The sequence below is a fragment of the bacterium genome (assembly GCA_024224155.1).
GTDB lineage: Bacteria > Acidobacteriota > Thermoanaerobaculia > Multivoradales > JAHEKO01 > CALZIK01.
In genome coordinates this window covers 1-20,866 of sequence record JAAENP010000556.1, presented here as the reverse complement: position 1 = coordinate 20,866, position 20,866 = coordinate 1, and the positions used below count along the sequence as shown (strand labels likewise).

The following is a 20,866-nucleotide window of genomic DNA, read 5'->3' as shown; positions in this document are numbered from 1 at the left end:
GGCGCCTTCACCGATGCCAAGAGCACCCGCAAGGGTGCCTTCGAGTTGGCCGATGGCGGCACCGTGGTCCTGGACGAGGTCGGCGAGCTCAAGCTGGAGCTGCAGGCCAAGCTTCTTCACGTGCTCGAGGAGCGCACGCTGCGCCGCGTCGGCGGCAGTCGCGAGATCCGGGTCGACGTGCGCGTGATCAGCCTGACAAATAGGGATCTCGCCACCATGGTGCGGGAGGGTGGGTTCCGGCAGGATCTCTTCTACCGGCTCAACATCTTCCCGCTCACCGTGCCGCCGCTGCGCGACCGTCCCGAGGACATTCTGCCGCTGGCTAGGCACTTTCTGGACACGCTGCAGCCGAAGGTCGGGCGGAACTTCGAAGGGCTGACACGGGAAGCCGAGAACCGCCTGCTGACCTACTCTTGGCCCGGCAACGTGCGCGAGCTGCGCAATGTCATCGAGCGGGCTATGATCCTGGAGCGCGGAGCGAAGCTACAGCCGGCGGCGCTGATCCTCGACCAGGCCGGTATCGGTGCTCCGGAGTCGGATCCCTCGGCGCAACAGACCGGCAACGGCATTGTTCGGCTCGAGGAAATGGAGCGCGATCTGGTGGCGCGGGCCATGGCGGCGACCGGCGACAACCAGTCCCGGGCCGCGGAGCTCCTCGGCATCACCCGAGACCAGTTGCGCTACCGGCTGAAGAAGTTCGGGCTGCTGAGCTGACCTGGCTGTCCCCCTATTCGGCCCGGATCTGAACGTTGTCGGCGTAGAAGTACTCGGAGGTCACCCTGAAAACCCTCCGGCTTGACGGCTTCTCCTAGTCTCCGCGATCTAGTCTCCGGAGGCCTTGGCGCGGGCCAGCGCCAGGTTCTCGAGCAGGACCGGGTTGTCCGGGTCGAGCCGCAACGCTTGCTCGAAGTGCTCGATCGCCGCGTCGAATCGTCCGGTCTGGGCCAACGCGATCCCGAGATTTGTCCTGGCCGTCAGGCGCTCGGGATCCCGCTCGAGGATGGTCTCGAATTGGATGATCGCTCCTCCGGGATTCCCGGTCTGGGTCATCGCTACCGCCAGATTGGTACGGGCCTCGAGGAACTCGGGATCGCGCTCGAGAGCCCTTCTCAGGTGCAGGATCGCCTCCCGCGGATGGCCCGCGGCCAGGTGGGCGGTGCCGAGGCGGTTGTGGGGGAACTTGTTCTGCGGCCGCAGCTCCACCGCGCGCGTTGCGTAACGGATCGCCTCCGCATGGCGGCCGAGATGGGTCATGGCGATCGACATGTTCATGTGGGTTTCCACGTAGGTCGGGCTGCTTTGCAAGGCGACGTGGAAATGGGTTATCGCTTGGTCGACTTCGCCGCGCCTCATGTGTATGTTTCCCAGGTTGTTGTTGGCCAGCCAACTGGTCGGACTCTTGAGCAGCGTGTCGCGCCAGAGGACCTCCAGCCCTCCGTAGATGCGTGTCTGAGTCCAGGTCAGAGCCGCGAGAATCGCCAGCACGATGCCGGCCAGTAGTGTGCCGGCTTTTCTCCACACCGACGTCACGTTCGAGCACAGCGTTACCGCCAGCGCGGCGACCGCGGCATAAGGGCCGAGGCTCGCCAGGTACTGGAAGTGATCGGCCACATAGGCGTAGCGGAACGGATAGACGTTGAAGAATCCGAGCGCAGGGACCAGCGTCCCCGCGAAAAACAGCGCGGCAACCAGCGGACCGCGCCCGATTCGAGCCCTCTGTTGCCAGAGCAAGACGATCAACAGGACGGCTGCGAGCGGGTACAGATACTGCCACCAGACCGAAGAGTCGACATTCCAGCGCTCGTAGTTGAAGGAGAGTCTCGCCGGCCAGGCTAGCTTCGCCGCGTAGAACCAGACCGCTCTGCCGGCGACGAGCAGACGCTCCACCGGTGTCAGGGCCCAAAGATCCCCCGTGGCGCCGACGTGGGTCCGCTCAAGCCAGGCCGTGACCAGACCGAAGCCCGCGCCCAGGGCGAAGAACGGCGCCAGGGGCAGTAAATCCCGCCGGTTGGGCCGACCCCGCTTCCACCAAAGCAGGAGCAAGATCGCAGCCGGCAGGCTGGCCGTGACGGTCTTGCTGAGCAGAGCCGCGCAGAAGAGTATGAGGGCTAGATGGTAGAGGCCCCACCTCCGGCGACCCGTAGGATGAGGACTATCCAGCTTGGCGAACCGCAGATAGGTCAGCAGGGAGAGCAGATAGAATGCGCCGGAGAGGACGTTTTTGCGCTCCGTGATCCAGGCCACCGACTCCACATGAACCGGATGGGCCGCGAACAAAGCCGCGGCAAGCCAGGCCCCTGGGACCGAGAGTCGTCGCAGCACGGTCCAAAGCAACAAGACGTTCAGGGCGTGCAGGGCGACGTTCACGAGGTGAAAGCCACCCGGTTCGAGCTCCCACAATCGGTACTCGATCCAAAAGGTTGTGTGCACCAGTGGGTAGTACTGGGGGGTCGCCCCGGCCTCGAACCATATCCGCTTCAGCCCTGCGAGATCCCTCAGTGTGTCGTTCTCGGAGACATAGTCGTCGTCATCCCATATGAAACCGGCACGCGTCACCGGCCAGTAGCTGCCCAGGACAATCAAAAAGAGCAGTGCCCCCGCGCCGAGCCGGTTTCGTTTCGGCGTCACCCGCCCGGCTCCGTGCGTCGGGCCGGGTCCGGCGCGGGCAGGTCGCGACGCACGTGCAGGTTGAGCCAGGCCCAGGGCGCTAGTTGAATCGGCTGGTAGCGGTATGCGGCCCTGAACTCAGGCGTGCCAAGAACCTCTTGATTGAAGCTACCCCAGGCTGTTCGAACCACCTCGGCGGGCGGCATCGGCGAGCGCGAGATCCGATTCCCGATCAGCATGTAGCTCGGTCGTTGTGAGAGCACGTAGCCGACGTCGTATTTCTCGTGCCCCGCGGTATCCCGGCCCAGCTTGGCCTTGCTGTGGGCGATGACCGGATCGATGATTCCATGCGGGTCGATTAGCGTCAGGCCGGAGTGGAAACCGATGGCGCCGATGGCGATGGTGGCCAGCGAGGCTCGGGACGGAGCGGCGTCGCGCAGCCAGATTCCCAAAGCCGACCACTCCCGGGCGTAGTACACCTCCAGCTCGAAGCGCTGGAGTTGGCTGTCCGCGAGGTAGTCCCCACGCTGGCGCGGAGAGCCGATCGACAGGCCCGAGACGGCGAGCAGTAGACAACCGGCCAGAGCGGCTCCCCTGACGCCGAAACTGGGCAGGCGCGGAGGGTCGACCAGCCGAAGCAACGGGTACAGAACCAGTGCGCCGAGCAGGGGCAAGGCGGGTGCCATGAAGCGGAACATCGCGAAGTGGTCACCGCCCTCGTAGATCACCACCGCGGTATGAAGCGCCAGCATCGACAGCGCCGACCCGACCCAGGCCGGTGCTCCCCGCAGCCAGAGCAGACAGGCCAGGGCTCCGGCCCAGAGCAGCGGCACCGCCCTGACGAAATCCCACACGTAGAGCAGTCCCCTCAAGGCCAGGACGCCGCTGCCGTAGTCCAGCTTGGCGTAGAAGGTGTTGGGGAACGGCTGATCGAAATAGACCCAGCGAGCGTTGAAGTAGGTCCCGAACAGGAAGCCGAAGGCCAGGATGAACCGGAGCGGATCGGCTATACGGCGGCGGCGTGCGAAAAGCACCCCCGCCAGCAACGGCGCGAAGACGATCGCCTCCGGCCGGGTCATGCCGGCCAGGGTAAGGAGCACCGCCACGAATGCCGGCTGCTGGCTCTCCGGCCGGCCGAGGGCGGCGTGCAGGCTCCACAACAGGAGCGCCGCGTAAAGACAGACCTCCAGACCCGAGGCGGCCCAGCAGACCAGCGAGAGGTTTAGCGAGGCGACCAGCGCGAGCAATGCTGACAGCAAGGTGCGGCCGGAGAGCACCCGATTTCTGAGAAACAGAAATATCAGCACCGAGAGCAGCGCTAACGAGAGCCAACCGATCGTTGTCATCGCCGCTTCTGCGTCGGCCCCGAACCTAATCGCGAGTGCCTCCAGGGCGACCACGAGAAAATTCGTGTAGCCCTCGACGCGCTCGCCAGGGTTGAAACTCAGTCCCTCCCCGCCGGCCCAGTTCACGGCGTAGCGCAGAGAGACATAGGCATCGTCGATCGGGCCCAGGGATCGGCCGTGCGTGATCCACAGGGCCAGGGTCACCGTAAGCAGGGCGACTGCGACACCCACCAACGCGAGGGATCGGCCGCCGGCGTGGCCTAGGCCGCGAGCGCCGACGGAGTTCATCGGTAGCTCATTCATGTCCTGCATCCACTGCGACGCGTCCTTGCTGCTCACTCCAGCCAGGCCCGAGGCGCGGTAGCAAATCCTAACCCGCACCATCTGGAAGGCCATCAACGCCGGCTAGATCTGGCATGCGAGTCACTCTATGCTGTCAGCAGTGAGCAAGATGGCCCATCCCGAACCCGCGAACCGCGCAGCGGAGCGCTTTGCGCGGCTTCCAACATGGGTCGATATCGCCGTCATCGCCACGACCCTGGCCGTGATGCTCGGGCTGACCTGGAAGAAGTGGCCCGACCCGATGGTCGATTTCGGCCGGGAACTGTACGTTCCCTGGCAGCTGAGCCTGGGCAAGGTCCTCTACGCAGACATCGCCTACTTCAACGGGCCGCTCTCTCCGTACTTCAACGCCCTGGTTTTCAAGTTGTTCGGCGTGAGCTTTATGGCTTTGAGCCTGGCCAACCTGGTGCTCCTCGGAGCAACGGTGTTCCTTGTGTACCGCCTGCTCTCGGCGGCCGCCTCCCGCCTCGGCGCGTTGACGGGAACGTTGCTCTTCGTGGTCCTATTCGCGACCTCCAAGCTCTCCTGGGACTCCGGGAACTACAACTACGTCTCGCCCTACTCGCACGAGATGACTCATGGGATCCTGCTCTGTCTGGTCGCGTTGAGCCTCCTCGCTGCGTACTTCAAGCGGGGACGGACGATTCATGTCGCGGGGATTGGGCTCGCCCTGGGCCTGACCTTCCTGACTAAGGCGGAGTTCTTTATCGCGTTGGCTCCTGCACTGTTGCTTGGGCTGATCGGCGAGATCTGGCTCCGTCGGAAACCGGCGGCGAGCCTGCTGAGGCCGCTGGGAGGCCTGATCGGCTTCGCATTGCTGCCTCCTGCTCTGGCCTTCGCCCTGCTGAGCGGCGCCGCGGGAGCGGCGCAGGCTTGGCGGGGCACCCTCGGCACCTGGCCCCACCTTTTCGCCCGCGATGTGTTGGACCTGCCGTTCTACCGCTCCGGGATGGGAATGGACCGTCCGTTGGAGAACCTGCACGTGCTGCTCGAGGTGGCGGGAGGCTATCTGATCCTTCTCGGCCCACTCACCGCCCTTGCCCTGTTGCTCCGCCGGCCGTTGAAGCCGGCAGCGTGGGCGGCCATAGGAGCTGGGCTGATCGCGCTCGCCCTGCCGCTGGGTTGGTGGCTCGAAAGGCACCTGCTGAACTTGGCCCGCCCCCTGCCGCTGGTGATCGCTCTGATCTGTCTCGCGCAGTTGGCGATCGTCGCCGGGCAGCGTCGCTGCCGCGATCCCGACAGGCGCTGGCTACTGGCGCTCTGCCTGTCCGTCTTCTCGCTGACCCTGTTGCTGAAGATCTTCCTCAACGTCCGTGTCTATCACTATGGTTTCGTGTTGGCGATGCCCGCGACCTTGGTCCTAGTGTGTGCTCTCGTCGATTGGGTTCCGACTTGGCTCCGGAGCAAAGGGGGAAGCGACAAGCTCTTTGCCGCCGCGATGCTGGGGCTGCTCGCTGCGACGGCCTTCGCTTACGTCCGCGCCTCGACCGCGAACTACCGACCGGTAATCCACTCCGTCGGTGAGGGCGCCGACGCCTTCTTGGCCGACAGGCGGGGCCCCGTCGTGCGATCGGTGCTGGAGCGATTGAACGTGCTGATCGAGCCGGGCGCAACCCTGGCCGTGCTCCCCGAGGGGGTCATGCTCAACTACCTTTCCAGCACTGAGAACCCGACCCCGTTCATCAACTTCATGCCGCCAGAGGTCCTGCTGTTCGGTGAGGACAGGATGCTGGAGGCTTTCCGCGGACAGCCACCGGACTACATCGTGCTCACCAACCGGGGCGCGAGGGAATACGGTTTCAGGCTGATCGGGGTGGACTACGCCGTGCAGCTGATGGCCTGGATCGAGGCGAACTACGACTTGATCGACAAGGTGCACGACGTCGAGCACCAGGGCGATTCGTTCAGTCTGGCCCTGATTTTGAGGGCCAGGAGCTAGCGCTAGCCCCACCATACTCGAAGAGATAGCCAGCCAATAAAGAAAGGTGGGGCGGTATGGCGGGAGGCTGGAATCTTCTTTGCAGCCTTGCCAACTCGAGGGGGTAGGTTGGTGCGCTATCTCATCCTGGACGGTAGTCGCATTCTGGCTTCGCTGGTACGGCGTCTCTCGCCGGCGAATGTCGAGGTCGAGGAGGTGGGCAGCTTCGACGAAGCCATGGAGGTCTTACGACGAAACCCGCCGGACGCCGTGATCGTCAACCTTGGGCCGGCCGACTTGCCGTGGCAGGAGCTCAAGACCTACTGCAAGAACCACAGGCCGAAGATCCCGGTGCTCTTTGAGTCCTGCGTCTATCAGACGCCGCTCGACGCCGGGATCGGCGACCTGAACCACTCGGCGACCTTTCTCCTGAAGCCCTATGGTTTGGAAGAGCTGCGGACCGCCCTAGACCGACTGTTCCACTTCGACGCCGACGCCAAGGATCTCGAGATCTCGCCGGAAACTTCGGCGACGCGGCGCCGGCGAGACCAGTAGACCGCCCTTCTGCCTTTCAAAGCAAGAGAATCCGAGGAGAGGAATGGAGGCGGCACGAGCTGTGCGATTTCCCGCAGTTTGGGCAGCCAAGTGGGGAATATTCCGCAGTCTGGATCCGCTCGGGCGTTGGCGCCTCCGCTGGGCAACACGCCGCCCCCCTGGACTATCCGCCGGATTACCCGGAATCAGTGAAAAGAAGCGGTGAATCAAGGGCCTCTCTCGGATCTCTGAGTACCCTGACGCACCTTGTTCAGAGGCCAGGGCTGCCAGCCGAGGGCGTGGCACTTCCTTTGCTCTGACAGGCTCGCGTTGCGAGGTAACGATCGACGATTAATCCGTTCAACCCGTTGAACAGAAAAGGAGAACCAAAAATGAGAACGACACGCTTGCTACTGATGGTGGCCGCGGCGATCGTCGTCCTGTGGGCCGCTCCGGCACTGGCGTTCCACGATGCGGGCGTCGCCCACTGCAACGGCTGTCATACGATGCACAACAGTGAAGACGGGGTACTCGTCGATCCCGATAGCCCGGACGGCAACGACTGGCTGCTTCGCGACGCCAGCCCGAGCGACATGTGCCTGGGCTGCCATGCCACCGGCCTTGGTGCGGTGTTTGCCGTCGACGTGTTGAACCCGGCACCGGAGAAGGGCAGCGGCAACTTCATCTTCCTGCTGGAAACCAACCTCAACGACGGGCACGACGGTGCCAACCATCCGATCACCGGCGATGCTGCGGGTCACAACGTGGTCGCCGAGGGCCACGGGATCAGCGCTGACGCCACGCTTACATCGGCTCCCGGCGGTACCTTCCCGGCGAGTCAACTCGGCTGCACGAGCTGCCACGATCCGCACGGCAACCAGTGGTTCCGGCTGCTGAATGGTACCCAATCGGTTCAGGACGGCCTCGTTGTCTTTACGAATCCGGCTCCAACTGCCGCGGGCCTCAGCATCTTCTTTGGCACCGAGGCGAACGACAACCACACCGCATACCAGGGCGGCATGAGCGCCTGGTGTGGCAACGGCCACGGGACCTTCCACGACAACAGCACTCAGCTGATTCACCCCTCGGGGCAGGCCCTGAGCGGCATCGCTACCACCTACAATCTCTACAACGGTACAGTGGACCAGCTCGGTGGGGTCCAGGCGACCGCTTACCTGGCGGCGGTGCCGTTCGAGGATGGGGCCAACACCGTCACCTCCACGGCCGGTCCGTCGGGTACGAGTCAGGTGAGCTGCATCACCTGCCACCGCGCGCACGCCTCATCGGCGCCGGATGCAGGCCGCTGGGATTTCAGTGTCACCTTCCTGCATGAGGACGGCGTCGAATCGGGGTCGTATGCGATTCCGGATCCCTACACCAACCTCAACCAGCGGTCGCTGTGCAACAAGTGCCACAACAAGGACGCCGGCGACCTGAATCCGTTCTAGAGGAGATCTGATCGGCTCTGGGAGCTGACTCACTATCGACAACTCTCCCAGTTCATCGGTCTTCGATCGCCCGGAGCAGGAACCTGTTCCGGGCGTTTTTGTTGTCCGCCAATGAAGGCTCTCGCCCGAGCGTCGGCAGGTGTCGGATAATGGCCTCGGATTCAAAGTGGAAGGGCGTGGGCACCGGAGTCTCGCCTCACCTCGATGGGACAAGTGAGCGGCCCAATGGAAAGAACTCGATTGTGGATCATGCGGACGACGAGTATCCTGATTGCGATTCTCCTGAGTGTGCCGTCGGGAGTGCGGGCAGCGGATCTCAGCGGCAGCGCTCGCTTGTGGGGAGGCCCGGTGGAGGTCGACAGCGAGGAGAGCGATCAGCTCGACCAGAAATACCGGTTGGAGATCACTCAGACGATCTCGGAGTGGTTACGGCTTTCCCTGTCCTACCGGCGTACCGATTTTCGTAGCCAGCTGGAAGCCGCTGAGACCATCGAGCGCAGCAGCGACGAGCCGCGCTTCGAGTTGACCTATGAGCGTCCGGAGCTCTCGGCGCGATTTTCGATTCTCGAACGGGACATTCGCAGCTCGAACGAGGCCCAGAATCTCGACATCCGTTCGGCCCTCGGTCGACTGGAGTGGCGGCCACTGAACAGTCTTCGGACCATCTTCGAGGTTCAAGAGGATTCCAACGTTGCCGACAGCGCGATCTTCGGTCGCGACACCGACAGCACACGCTATGATTTCACCACGGTTTTTGATCGCGAACATTGGGGCGGCCGGTACTCCATACTTAGCTCCTCCGTGGAGAATAAGCTGACGTCTTTGCGCTTTGATCAAGATCGGCACGAAGCGCAGTTGGACTACGGCCAGCGGCTCTGGGGTGATCGTCTGCTCCTGTCCGCGGATATTCTGGGCAGCCGAGTGGAACAGGTCCAGAGTCTGCCGACCGGAGGTGATCTGGTCCGTCCGGTACCGATCCGGCAGGGCCTCTTCGCCATCGACACCTCACCGGAGGTCGGCGAGCTCGACAGTGCTCCTGGCTTGGTGGACGGGGACCTCACCTCGGCGGTCCTGCCGCGTATCGAGATCGGTGGCGCCAATACGTTCCGCAATATCGGGGTCGACCTGGGGATCACTCGAGCCGTGACTCGGATCGAAGTGACCGTCGATGCGCCTTCGGCGGTTGACCTCGTGTGGGAAGCGTTCCACGGCCCGGACAACCTCAACTGGATCGCAGTGCCGGTGACTCGACTCGAGTACGACGAGGCCCTGTTGCGCTATACCCTGGTTATTCCTGCGACGACCAACCGCTTCTTCAAGGCGGTCAACGTGTCGGTCAACAGCCGGACGCAAACCGCTGTGACCGAGATTCGAGCCCTGGAGGACGTCGAGAGCATCGGGCGAACCGAGGGAAAGTCGACGAGCTACCGCGGGACCTTCAACGCCAGCTATGACGCCAGCGAGAAAGTCAACGCAATACTCAATGTCAGCCTCCGCAACGAGGAAGACCTCGCCGGTGGCCTGTTCAGTCGCGATCTCGAGGAGCGGAGCTACCGAGCGGGGTTACGTTTCGAAGCCAGCGAAGAGCTGACGTTGCGCTTCGGGTACGACTACACCGACGTTGCCGAGAATCTCGAGCCGGCAGTCGAGAGTCAGCAAGAGAACATCTCGGCCCAGCTCGAGTGGGAGCCGCTGCCGAGCGTGGATGTCACGCTGGTGGCTTCGAGCCGCAAGGAGCGAGACGACAAGGAGCTGATCCGGTCGAGTGACACTCTCCGGTTGAGCGCCTTGACGGAGCTACTTCCGGACCTGAGGTTAACGTCGAGTGTCACGTTCAGCCGGACCGATGACCCTTTTTCGGGCTTCGAGCAGTCCAACTGGCAGTGGACGGAAGCCCTGGAGAGCCGACCTACCGATCGCTGGGTATTGGGAGGTTCTTTCAGCTATATAAGCTACGATTCGACCGGCGATTTCCTCCTGACGCGGCGGACCAACGCCGATCTGCGCACGAGCTGGGCGGCGACGCCGTTTCTTACCTTTCAAGGCCAGTGGGGGTTCGCCGACGACGATCGTCAAGAGACTCTGAGCCAGCGCTACGGAATCTCCTGGTCGCCCGGCCGCAGGCTATCTGCCTCTCTGTCATACCAGGACATCGAAACCGAGACGATCCGGCGGACCAGTGGAGAGAGCGCCGGCATCAGCTATCAGCCCAACCGGTGGGCTAAACTGTGGCTCTCCCTTTCGCGCTCGGAGTTTGAGCAGGTAGGGGTCGCGCGCAGCGAGATTCGGACGGCGAGAATCGGCATGAATCTTTTCTTCTGAGGGAAGGGGACAACGATGTGGAAGCTGCGAGATTGGAATTGGTTCGTTTGTCTGTTGCCCTTGCTGGGTGTTCTTGCCTGCGCGGGCGCCCTGCGCCCCACGCAGTTCGCCAATCCCAACTTCGATTTTGCCTTCGTCGAGACGGTCGCGGTGCTGCCGCTCGAGAACCACTCGCGAGATAGACAAGCCGGTGTGAGGGCGACTCGGCTCCTGATCACCGAGTTGCTAGCCTCCGGTGCCATCGACGTCGTCGAGCCGGGGCAGGTCCAGGCGGCGCTCGACCGGATCGGTGGAAGCGGCACGACCCCGGGCACCGAGCAGATTCTGGAACTCGGCAAGACTCTCGGAGTGCAGGCCGTAGTCCTGGGCAGCGTCAACCAATCGGAGGCCATACGAGCCGGGTCGCTCCTGATACCGGCCGTCACGCTCGATGTACACATGGTGGAGACTGAAACCGGTGCCACTGTATGGGCGGCGACGCATACCGAGAAGGGTGGTGGACTCTCGGCGAGGCTTCTCGGCACGGGCGCTGAGCCGATCTCTCAAACAACTCGCCGATGCGTGCAGGCGATTCTCCAAACTCTGGTGCAATGAGGATCGGTTTCGGCCGGTCAGCGATGGTACCAATGGTCTGGAAGCGAAGCGTCGCCGGATTGATCTTCTTGGTCCTGGTGCCTGTCGTTGGGCGAGGGCAGTTGCCTCAAGGTCCGGGACTGCTACTTCCGGTGCAGGATCGAACCGGAAGTCCATCTGTCGCCGAGATCTTCGCCGAGCGGATGCGGAGCAATCTGCAGGGAAGGGGTGAGGTTCTGGATGCCGAGCAGCTGCGTGTGTTTCTTCGACACCTGAGGATTCGTGATCTGGATCGCGCCGCTCCCCGGGAGTTGGAGCAACTGGCGCACGAGCTCGGCGTCGACTGGCTTCTTGCGCCTATTCTCCACGAGGCCAGCGATCGTGGAATGCCCCGGTTGGCCCTCTCTGCCAGCGTCTATAGAAGAGGTAGCCGCAACCTCGGCTGGGTCGATTTCGCGGCGGCGAGCGGTTCGGAAGGGCTGCCATGGCTTGGACTGGGCGGCATCGACAGCGTTACGGAACTGGCGGAGAGGGTCTCGCAGCGCGTTGCAGGGCGCTTGCTGTCCGGTCCTGACAAGGGGCTCGGCCCGGGCGCCACGCCATCGGCGTCCGCGACGGCCTTTCGTGGCAAAGTCGCGGTCATACCGTTCAATGCGGTGACGGACAGCGATTCGTCGGGCGCGGCCGAGACCGTGACTCGCGCCGCTCTGGCCGCGCTGCAACGGAGAGGGGTCACGTTGGTCTTCCCGGGTCTAGTGGAGGAGGTTCAGCGGAGAATGGGGCGCGTCTGGCGGGGCGAGGTGGATGATGCCACCGGCACCGCTTTGCGCGAGCAGACCGGTGCCGATTGGATCTTCACCGGAACGGTGGAGACCTTCGAGCGTGGCCACGGATCCCAGCCCGAGCCCCGCGTGGCCTTCGCCGCGCGGTTGCTCGAGACCGCGGACAACGAGATCGTGTGGATCGGTGGCAGCGATCGAAGTGGATGGGACCGACAGCGACTCTTCGGGGCCGGACGAGTGTATTCATCCGGCGAGTTGCTGGAGGAGATCATGAGGGTTTTGGTGGAGGAAGCCGAGGAATCCGCTGTGAATCGCAATGAGGGGAGATCATGAGTCGAAACCCCAACCTACTTGTCCTCCTTCTCGGTGTCTTGCTGTTGGCGGAGGGATCTCAGGCCAGTGAACGTACTGAACGGGCCGAGGCTGAGCGTCCCCCCGCGGTCTTGGCAACGGTGAACGGAGAGCCCATCCTTGCGGCCGATGTCGAGAAGCGTCTGGGCCGGATCCATGGAGCTGCCGCCGAAGGCCAGCGATCGGGTTTCAGCCTTGACAGTCTGTTGTTCCAGATGGTCAACGATGTCCTGCTGGGTCAGGAGGCACGAGCTCTGGAGATGGACCGGGAGGCCGCGATACGCCGCAAGGTCGAGGCGTTTCGCAGGGATCTTGCGCGGAAACATCTGGAGCGGCTTGAGGTTGCCGAGTACGCTCGCCCGACCGATGAAGAGGTTCGTCAGGTTTTCGAGGAGCAGTACCGGCGTGTGACCTTCAGGGTTGTGACCGCGTATGAACAAAAGGGGGCCGAGGAGCTTCTCGGCGAGCTGCGGGCGGGCGCCGACCTCGTTGAGCTGGCGATGCAGAGGTCGGTTGATCCGTATCGGCTTCGAGGTGGCCTTGTCGAGAACATCCCGCGAATCGATCTACAGCGAGAGATCGGCGACTTGGTGTTTTCCCTCGACCCCGGGGTGACGGCCGGGCCGGTGCGAACCGATCTCGGATGGTCGGTGGTCCGGGTCGACTCTTTCGAAAAGGCGGACCCGGAGCGGTTCTCAGCGTTGCAGGGCCGCCTCGAGGCCCTGGTCAGCCAGCGGAAGGCGGCGGCGCGGCGATCCGTCTTGGCGCCGGAGCTGAAGGCGAAACACGCAGTCCGGATCGATGAAGAGGCGGTGGCCGAGATCGAGCCCGAGCGACTTCCCGATGGACGACTGATACCGAAAACCCCGAACCCGGAGAGCGTGGTCGTGCGAATCGGCGACAAGGAGAAGATCCTCGCCTCGGAGTACGGGCAGGCTCTGCTGGTTCGTTGGAAGAGGGTGCGGAACTTGGAGGCCGCCACGGCGGCGGCGCCGATCATCCTGCAGAAGGTGATCGAGGAGAGGCTGCTCACGGCCGAGGCTCTGGCCCGGGGCTACGCTCAGTTGCCGGAAGTCGAGAGGGCCGTGCACGCCTACGAGACCCAGCAGCTCATCTCCCCGTTTCTCAAGGAGGTCGTGGCAGCCGGTATCACGGTCAGTGAGGAAGAGATGCGTTCCTACTACGAGGAGCACAGGGAAGAACTCCATCGGCCGCCTCGGGTTCGACTGGGACAGATCAGCGTCGGTTCGATGGAAGAGTCGAAGCGGCTGGAAGAATCGCTGCGCAAAGGAGGTGACCTGGCCTGGCTCGCCGAACGGCATTCGGTGGACGATTATCGGGACAAGGGGGGAGATCGAGGTTGGGTCGTCCCGCAGCCAGGTGTGGAAGGCTTTCACGCCCAACTTTTCGAGGCGCAGATCGGCGAAGTCCTCGAGCCGATGCGGATCGGTGACGTCTTCGTGGTGACCAAGGTGACCGGCCGGGAGGACCAGGGGGTCTATCCCTTCGAGGAGATCTCCGGCAACATTCGAGAGAAGGTGTTCGCAGAGAAGTTTGGCCAGGCGCTGGACCGGTTCATGTCTACCCTTCGCAACCGCTCTACGATAGAGATCGATGACGAACTGCTAGCGAGCTTGAGTGTCGAGGGCTCGGTCGAGGACGAATCACATGGTGGGGAAGAGAGTGGTGACAGGCATCAGTAGGTGGCCAGCACGACTGGTCGCGGGGCTGGCTGGTTGTTCTCTCGTGATTCTGTTCGGCACGCCGTCGGCCGCCGAGGCGCAGCTCAAGAAGGGCGCTCGCTTCCAAAAGGGTGGCAGATGCGTCGAGTGTCACGAGAGAGTCGGTGGCGACGTCGAGAGGAGCCACGCGCCGTTCAGTGCGGGCGACTGTACGACGTGCCATCGGCCGCACGGCTTGGTAGGCGCGCTGCGTCTGCAGAAGGACGAGCCGCAATTGTGTTTCGATTGCCACGAAGCGGCCTCGCTCGGGCTGGAAGCGGCACACGTTCACCCGGACGCCGGGCAATGCTCGACCTGCCATGCTGCCCACGGATCCGACCACACCGCGCTTCTCAAAGCGCCGCAGAAGGAGCTATGTCGGACTTGCCACGAGGGTTCCGAGTTTTCCGGGCGAGTGGAGCACGAGCCTTTCGCACGAGACTGCTCCACCTGCCACCAACCGCACGGAGGCGCCGTCGAGGCTCTACTCAAGATGCCGCAAGGGGAGCTTTGCGCCTCGTGTCACGAGGGCGGCAACAGTGGCTTCGCGCCCGGGCACACCGATTTTTCAGTCGCCGGATCCGACTGCTCCTCCTGCCATCCGCCGCATGCCGCCGCCCGCGCGGGGCTGATGAGAGCCTCGGTTCACCCCGATCTCGACTGCGGCACCTGTCACGCCGAAAGCCCGGCCGCGAGGCCGGAGAACGGGGCGGAAATTTGTCTCGACTGCCATGACGCGGCCGAGGCCCCGGCAGGCGGCTCGGTTCACTCCCCGGCCGCCGAAGGAGCGTGCCTGGATTGCCATGACCCTCACACCTCGGACCATTCTCCGCTTCTGCTGGCGGGCGAAAGAGAGCTCTGCGGCAGCTGCCACGACAGCGTTGCGGAGTCGGTGGCTTCGCCCCTGGCGCACGCGGCGACGGAGGAGTGCACCGTTTGCCACGGTGGACACAGCACGAACACAGCCGGTCTGCTGATCGCCGACTCGCGGGCGCTTTGTGTCGACTGTCACGAAGACCCGGAGACCTCCGGGGCTGAGATTGTCCATGCTCCCGCTGCGGGAGATTGTGTGGACTGTCATGATCCCCATGGAAGCGGTCGGGAAGCTCTCCTGGCGGCCGGCCAAGAGGATCTCTGTGGCGAGTGCCATCCCGGAATCGGGACCCGGTCCGGACTCCCGGTCGTTCATTCGCCGGCGGCGGTCGGAGAATGCTCCTCCTGCCACCAGCCGCATGCGGGAGCAGCCGGACTCCTCAAGGCAAACGGCGAAGCGCTGTGCCGGCAGTGCCATCAGGGAGCGATTGATTCCCTGGCGGGACTGCCGATGCACCTGCCCTTCGAGGCGGGGGAGTGCGACACCTGCCATGTGCCACACGCCTCGGAGAACGCCGGATTGCTCTCCGAGCCGGTTGGCTCCTTGTGCGGCAACTGCCACGACGTCGAGGTCGCAGAGCCTTTGGGCGGCTCCTCCCACGAGCCGGCGGCAAGTGGTGAGTGCACGGCTTGCCACCAACCCCATGCCAGCGGAGTTGCCCCCTTTCTCAAGGTGCAGGCGAGGCTCCTGTGCACAAGCTGTCATGTTGAGATCGAAGCGGAGCTCACATCGGAGGCCGCCCACATGCCGGCCGAGCCCGACGACGGTTGTCTGACCTGCCATGGTCCGCACGCGACTCGGAACCCGGCCCTGTTGCTGTCACCGGTCGCGGCGACCTGTCTGGACTGCCATGACGGCGATTCCGCGGGTTTCGCCGACAAGCACTTGGAGCTCGCTCCCGACAGTCTCGCTTGCAGCTCTTGCCACGACCCGCACGCCTCGGCGAGCGCCGGGATGCTACTTCCGGAGCTGCATCCGCCCTTTGCCGAGGGAGACTGTTCTACCTGCCACGAAGAAGCCGAGGGGGGTGAGCGATGACCGGAGCCAAGCTCGGTTGGGGAGCGTCCTTGTTCCTGGTGCTGGCCGGTTGGGCCTTTGCGGCGTCGGATCCGAAGGCCATCGATCAAAAGGAGCTTTGCCTGTTCTGCCACGATGAGGTGGCCGAGGAGATGGCGGCGTCGGTCGCCCATCCGCCGGCACAGGACGGCGAGTGTTCCGCCTGTCACAATCCGCACGCATCACGGAACCCTCGGCTCCTGCTCGCCCAGCCGGCGATTCTGTGCGCCGAGTGTCACGCGGATGTGGTAGAGGCCCTGGCGCTGCCGGTGGTCCACCGGCCGGTGGCCGAAGGGCGCTGCGGCGACTGTCACGTTCCCCATGGTGGGGCCAACAAAGCGCTGCTTTCGGATTCGGGGAGTGACCTCTGCCAGCAGTGCCATACGGAGGTCGAAAGCTGGAGCGACAAGCCAGTTCGCCACAAGCCCTTTGCCGAAGGCCGGTGCTCGATGTGCCACGAGCCGCACGCGGCCGGGTTTGAGGGCCTGTCCAAGAAACCCGGTGGTCAACTCTGTGCGAAGTGTCACCCCGTGAACGCCACTTTCAAGACCAAGCACGGCGGGTATCCGGTTGAGCGAGCTGACTGCAAGCAGTGTCATGATCCTCACGCGTCGACTGAGCCCGGCCTGTTCCGCGAGACGCTGCACTTTCCCTTCGCCGAGGGCGAATGTCGTACCTGTCATGACACCGCCGATTCGAAACAGCCGTTTCGCCTCCTGGAATCTCAGGCTCTACTGTGCGGAGGCTGTCACGAAGACCAGGTCACGGCGGCTCGGGAGGCCCCCTTTCCCCACGTGCCGGCCGGAGGCGGGCGCTGTACCGAATGTCACAACGCCCACACCGGCTCGACGCTGAGTCTCCTCGAGAAACCCCACAAAGAGCTGTGCGCGGACTGCCATGACCCCGGGGGGGCGTCGTCGGGTGCCGAGGGGCGCTACCTCACTCACGCCGACGAGATATCGTGCGGGGTTTGCCACAGAGCTCATGGCTCCGGGATGCCGCTTCTTCTGAGCGAACCTCCGCTGAGCCTCTGCGGAGGGTGCCACTCCCATGAGCACAGCGTGGCGCACCCGATGGGAGAGAGCTCAGAAGACCCGCGGACCGGACAGCCGATGGACTGTCTGTCGTGTCACGGAATCCACGATGCTCCGCACGAAAAGTATCTCCACCGTGCCGGCGAACGGGAGTTGTGCGTCGGTTGTCACCAGGTCAAGGCCGGAGGCTCCAGATGACTCCACACAGATGCTGTCGGATCTGGGTTCTGGTCGCTGCGCTGGTGGCGACGGCGCTGGGCGTCCAGCCGGTACAGGCGCAGAGGATTCCTTCGGTTCTGGCCTGGCAGGAGGAAATACGGGGCTCCGATGAAGTTCACTTGAGATGGCCGGTGGCGGTGGCCGCGGCGTCGGTGAACGAGCTGGTCGTCGCCGATGCCTTCGGTTCCCGCCTGGTTCTGCTCAGGAACGACGAGCTGGAAGGATGGGAGGTCGTCAGGGCCGTAGGACTTCCCGGCACACCACAGGATCTGGTATTCGACGCCGGCCGGTATGTCGTCTCGTTGCGCCAAGGAGCTGGGATCGTGGCTGCCGAGGGAGCGGAGCTCAGGCTTCGCAAGCTGCCGCTGCCGAAGGGAAGCGTTCCAGGGTCGTTGAGTGCACATCCCGCCGGCGGTCTCCTCGTTTGGGATGCGGCTGGCCGGCGGGTTCTGTCGCTCGACTCCGCCGGTGCGTTGCGACTCGAGGTTGCGATTGGCGAAGATGTGACTGCACTCGCGGCGGCCGCCGACGGAGGGTTCTTTACCACCGGCACCCAACCCGCGGAGGTTCGAAGGTACGCGCCCAGTGGTGATCTGAGGCACCGGTGGCCAGTGCCGGGGATGCCACCCGTTGCGGCATGGCCGTCGGGCTTGACGGTGAGGCCGGACGGCAGTGTTGTTGTGGTGGACCGCCACAATGCGCGACTGGTGGTTCTCGACCGCGGCGGAAGCGTAGCCGGGCAGGGCTCACGCCGTGGTTGGGTGCCCGGGCTTCTGCGCTTTCCTCGGGGAATCTCGACTTTACCCGACGGCCGGTTAGCCGTTGCCGATCAGGGCAACGGGAGGATTCAGATCTTTCGCGCGATAGAAGAGGACTCCAATCGGTGAAGATCGGCGCTCGAGCCGGCTGGGTTGTGGCCGCCTGGGTGCTCGCCGTCGTTGGCTCGGTCGCAGCGCAGGTTCATCAGGGAACCCCGTTTGTCCGCAAGGTCGAGCCGCCGACCCGAGGGGACGAGTTCTTGCAGCCGCGAGCCGTGCACGCGGACAACCACACCGGCGAGCTCTTCGTCAGCGATACCTTCAACCACCGAATCCTGATATTCGATCACCGGGGCTTCTTCAGATATCAGATCACCGGCGGTTCGGAGTTTCGCTCACCGATCGATGTGGCCGTCGATGATCGCGGCTTTCTTTTTGTACTGGCTCTATCGGGTGGGCGGCGAGGTGTTGTCAGGATGGACTTCGATGGCAAGATCCTCGAGCATCTACCTTTGAAGGGCCTGCCCGAGAGGACTTTTGAGCCGGAACTGGTTTCGATCGCACTGTCTTCCTCCGGAGACACACTGTATGCCCTCGACCAAGCAAACCAGCGTCTCTGGATTGCCGGTCGGAGCGGCGTGGTGGCCTCCTCGGTTGACCTGGCGGCCGATCTGACGCCAGAGGAAGTGCAGGAGCAGCGGCTTGGTCACGTGGACGCCTACGGCGAAGCGGTGCTTGTGGCTATGCCGACCAGATCCAAGATCTGGCTGTTCGATCCTGAGGGCAAATCCAAGGGGAAGATCGGCATCAAGGGGACTGCGGCCTGTCAGATGGCGTTCCCCGTGGCCGCAGCACTGGACGCGGACGGCAAGCTCCTGGTTCTCGACAAGCAGCGAGCCTTGTTCATGCGCTGGGATCCGGAGAACGGCAAGTGCTTGGCCGAGTTCTCCGGCTTTGGCAATGTGCCCGGCGCGCTCTATCAGCCGGGCGATCTCAGCCTCGATGACTCTGGGAACATCTACGTCAGCCAAGGCTTCGAGGGGCGGGTGCAGGTCTTCCGTGCCCTGGCTACGGCGCCTCCGCTTCTCGAGGCGATTCAACTGGTTCCGAGAGACGGTCTTTTGGGCCCCGGACGGTCGGACGAGGCTCGGGCAGGTCTCGAACGGCAGCTGACGGAGCTCGAGGACGCGAACGTGGCCCAAAGGAAGGAATTCGGCGCGCTGGAGAGAAGCCAGCAGGAAGTTCAGGCTGCCTTGGATGTGACCCGCACCGAGCTTCAGGAGCTAGAGCGCTGGCACGCCCTCGTCGTGGAAGCGCTGACGGTTCGCCTGGAAGAGGCCCGGGCGTCGCAGATGGCTAACACGAAGGCGTTGGCCGAGACCGTGGCTGCACTAGTTTCGGCCGGCGAAACCGGCACGACGCTGCTGACGGAGATCGAAGCCCTCGAGAGGCGCCAACGCGAGCTCGAGGCGGAGATCGAGTCGACCCGATCGAAGACGGAGGAGTATCGGGAGCGAGCCGAGATGATGGTCAGCTCGCTCGAGGCCGGTCTCCTGGAGAGCCGAATCGAGGTCAAGGTGATCACGGCGGAGCGAGAGGCGGTCGCGGCGAATCTGGAGGACGCGAATGCCCGAAACGAAGAGCTGATCGCGCTCCAGGACGAGCTGACTGCGAGGCAGAAGGAGCTGCTGACCGAGCTCGAGAGCGTGCGTGAGGAGAACTCAGCGCTGATCGTGCGGCAGCGGGAGCTGTTTGCCGAGCTCGAGTCGGCTCGGCGAGCTCTGGCAGAGAGCGAAGCGGGCGCCGAATCGGCGGTTCCGCAGGAGCTTGCCGAGGTGCCGGCAGAGCGGGTCGAGGCCCCGACCGAGCAGGCAGAGCTAGGGGCGAACGAGGCCGACGAAGTTGCCCCCGCCGCTACGGAAGGAGCGGAAGACCGAGCGGCCGCCATCGAAGCCGCGGTGCGCGCCTGGGCCGTCGCCTGGGCCGGCCAACGAGTCGACGATTACCTCGGGCACTACGGTGCCGCCTTCCGGCCACCGGATGGCCTGTCGCGTTCAGACTGGGAAGCGGTCAGACGCATACGGCTGACTCGGCCCCGGAGCATCGAAGTGCTGGTCGATGACTTCGAAGTCGAAGTGCTCAACGACTATCAGGCGCGCGTGGCATTCGATCAGACCTATCGGTCGGATCGATTCGCCGACAAGGTCCGCAAGACTCTCTTGTTGGCTCCCGAGGAGGGGAGCTGGAAGATCATCGTCGAGCGGGTAGATTCGGTCTACTAGTGCGGCGGGGTCAGCTCGGCGGCCCGCCCTCATGGCATTTTGCGCAGAGGGTACCCTGGTTGGGGCTCAGATAGGGATCGGGAATGGGGTAGGAGCCGGAAGCAAGGCCGTCCTCCTGAAGCAGCGTGACATTGAAATCCCATCTCCCAGCGGCCGGTGCCGAGGAGGCATGGGCGCGGTGGCAAGTCAGACACATCAACCGGCTGCCGGCTGAAGGTCCGAAGGTGGAGGTGATGGTGTTAGTCGTGTCCTCGAACGGTACGGCCGCGAGATAGGCTGTCGCCTGAAATCCGCCGATTGGATCATCATCGCCGTTGTATTGGTTGTACTGGGTCACAACCTCCGTCTCCAGGTTCTCGTCGACGGGGTGGTCGAAAAAATTGCCGGACTGGTCGTGGTAGCGTCCGTGGCAGTTGGCGCACCACTCGCTCATGCCAGCCTGATAGGCGGTGTGGTTGCTGTTCGATTCGGAGCCGGTCAGAAGATCGAGCCCCTCAGCCGTCGGCGCCGGACGGGTAAACGGGGGCGTTCCCGGCGCGACGGAGCCTTCGCCGTGCAACATACGAAAACTCGCGTTGCCATGGGGGTCGTGGCAGCTCGTGCAGCCGAGCTCGGATGCCGGGAAGCTGCCTCCCGGTGAGAAGGCGTGGCGCGAATCGGGGAGGAGGCCGTATCCCGGCACCACGATGCTGTGCCCCG

General features: G+C 64.0%; 15 protein-coding genes. 12 read left to right on the top strand and 3 right to left on the bottom strand.

Features of this window, described 5'->3' with window-relative positions; all coding sequences use genetic code 11:
* A partial coding sequence (locus GY769_25575; protein MCP4205295.1) for a sigma-54-dependent Fis family transcriptional regulator occupies nucleotides 1–714 on the top strand: 714 nt, incomplete at its 5' end.
* Nucleotides 715–822: 108 nt separating this feature from the next.
* Here the strand turns inward: GY769_25575 and GY769_25570 are convergent.
* Both GY769_25570 and GY769_25565 read right to left on the bottom strand, forming a co-directional pair.
* Nucleotides 823–2,628: a tetratricopeptide repeat protein gene (locus tag GY769_25570; protein MCP4205294.1), complete on the bottom strand. Its 1,806-nt coding sequence runs from the start codon at nucleotides 2,626–2,628 to the stop codon at nucleotides 823–825.
* Nucleotides 2,625–4,256, bottom strand: a complete 1,632-nt coding sequence (locus GY769_25565; GenBank protein ID MCP4205293.1) for a hypothetical protein — start codon at nucleotides 4,254–4,256, stop codon at nucleotides 2,625–2,627. The genes GY769_25570 and GY769_25565 overlap by 4 nt, the downstream gene beginning before the upstream one ends.
* 127 nt (nucleotides 4,257–4,383) lie before the next feature.
* On the opposite strand from GY769_25565, the gene GY769_25560 reads away from it, so the two are divergent.
* From GY769_25560 to GY769_25510, 11 genes are all read left to right on the top strand, one after another.
* Nucleotides 4,384–6,234 (top strand): hypothetical protein, encoded by a 1,851-nt coding sequence (locus GY769_25560; protein MCP4205292.1) that lies wholly within the window; start codon nucleotides 4,384–4,386, stop codon nucleotides 6,232–6,234.
* A gap of 111 nt (nucleotides 6,235–6,345) precedes the next feature.
* Entirely contained in the window at nucleotides 6,346–6,768 is a 423-nt protein-coding gene (locus tag GY769_25555) for a response regulator (GenBank protein MCP4205291.1), read from the top strand.
* A 371-nt stretch (nucleotides 6,769–7,139) separates the two neighbouring features.
* Nucleotides 7,140–8,195: a hypothetical protein gene (locus GY769_25550; protein ID MCP4205290.1), complete on the top strand. Its 1,056-nt coding sequence runs from the start codon at nucleotides 7,140–7,142 to the stop codon at nucleotides 8,193–8,195.
* 249 nt (nucleotides 8,196–8,444) lie between these two features.
* Nucleotides 8,445–10,517, top strand: a complete 2,073-nt coding sequence (locus GY769_25545) for a hypothetical protein (GenBank protein ID MCP4205289.1) — start codon at nucleotides 8,445–8,447, stop codon at nucleotides 10,515–10,517.
* Between the two features lie 15 nt (nucleotides 10,518–10,532).
* Nucleotides 10,533–11,111, top strand: a complete 579-nt coding sequence (locus GY769_25540) for a hypothetical protein (GenBank protein MCP4205288.1) — start codon at nucleotides 10,533–10,535, stop codon at nucleotides 11,109–11,111.
* Nucleotides 11,112–11,143: 32 nt separating this feature from the next.
* Complete coding sequence (locus GY769_25535; GenBank protein MCP4205287.1) at nucleotides 11,144–12,205, top strand: hypothetical protein; 1,062 nt, start codon at nucleotides 11,144–11,146, stop codon at nucleotides 12,203–12,205.
* On the top strand, nucleotides 12,202–13,926 hold the full coding sequence (locus GY769_25530; protein ID MCP4205286.1) for a hypothetical protein: 1,725 nt from the start codon (nucleotides 12,202–12,204) through the stop codon (nucleotides 13,924–13,926). The genes GY769_25535 and GY769_25530 overlap by 4 nt, the downstream gene beginning before the upstream one ends.
* Entirely contained in the window at nucleotides 13,892–15,856 is a 1,965-nt protein-coding gene (locus tag GY769_25525; protein ID MCP4205285.1) for a hypothetical protein, read from the top strand. Before GY769_25530 ends, GY769_25525 begins: the two co-directional genes overlap by 35 nt.
* Nucleotides 15,853–17,106 carry a hypothetical protein gene (locus GY769_25520; protein ID MCP4205284.1) on the top strand — a complete coding sequence of 418 codons (1,254 nt, stop codon included), beginning with the start codon at nucleotides 15,853–15,855 and terminating at the stop codon, nucleotides 17,104–17,106. Before GY769_25525 ends, GY769_25520 begins: the two co-directional genes overlap by 4 nt.
* Nucleotides 17,103–18,014, top strand: coding sequence for a hypothetical protein (locus tag GY769_25515; GenBank protein ID MCP4205283.1), 912 nt, complete (start codon nucleotides 17,103–17,105; stop codon nucleotides 18,012–18,014). The genes GY769_25520 and GY769_25515 overlap by 4 nt, the downstream gene beginning before the upstream one ends.
* The gene (locus GY769_25510) at nucleotides 18,011–20,167 is read left to right on the top strand and encodes a hypothetical protein (protein ID MCP4205282.1); all 2,157 of its coding nucleotides are present in this window, start codon (nucleotides 18,011–18,013) and stop codon (nucleotides 20,165–20,167) included. Before GY769_25515 ends, GY769_25510 begins: the two co-directional genes overlap by 4 nt.
* A 10-nt stretch (nucleotides 20,168–20,177) precedes the next feature.
* Here GY769_25510 and GY769_25505 read toward each other — a convergent pair.
* Nucleotides 20,178–20,866, bottom strand: a 689-nt coding sequence (locus tag GY769_25505; GenBank protein MCP4205281.1) for a hypothetical protein, incomplete at its 5' end; no start/stop codon positions are given.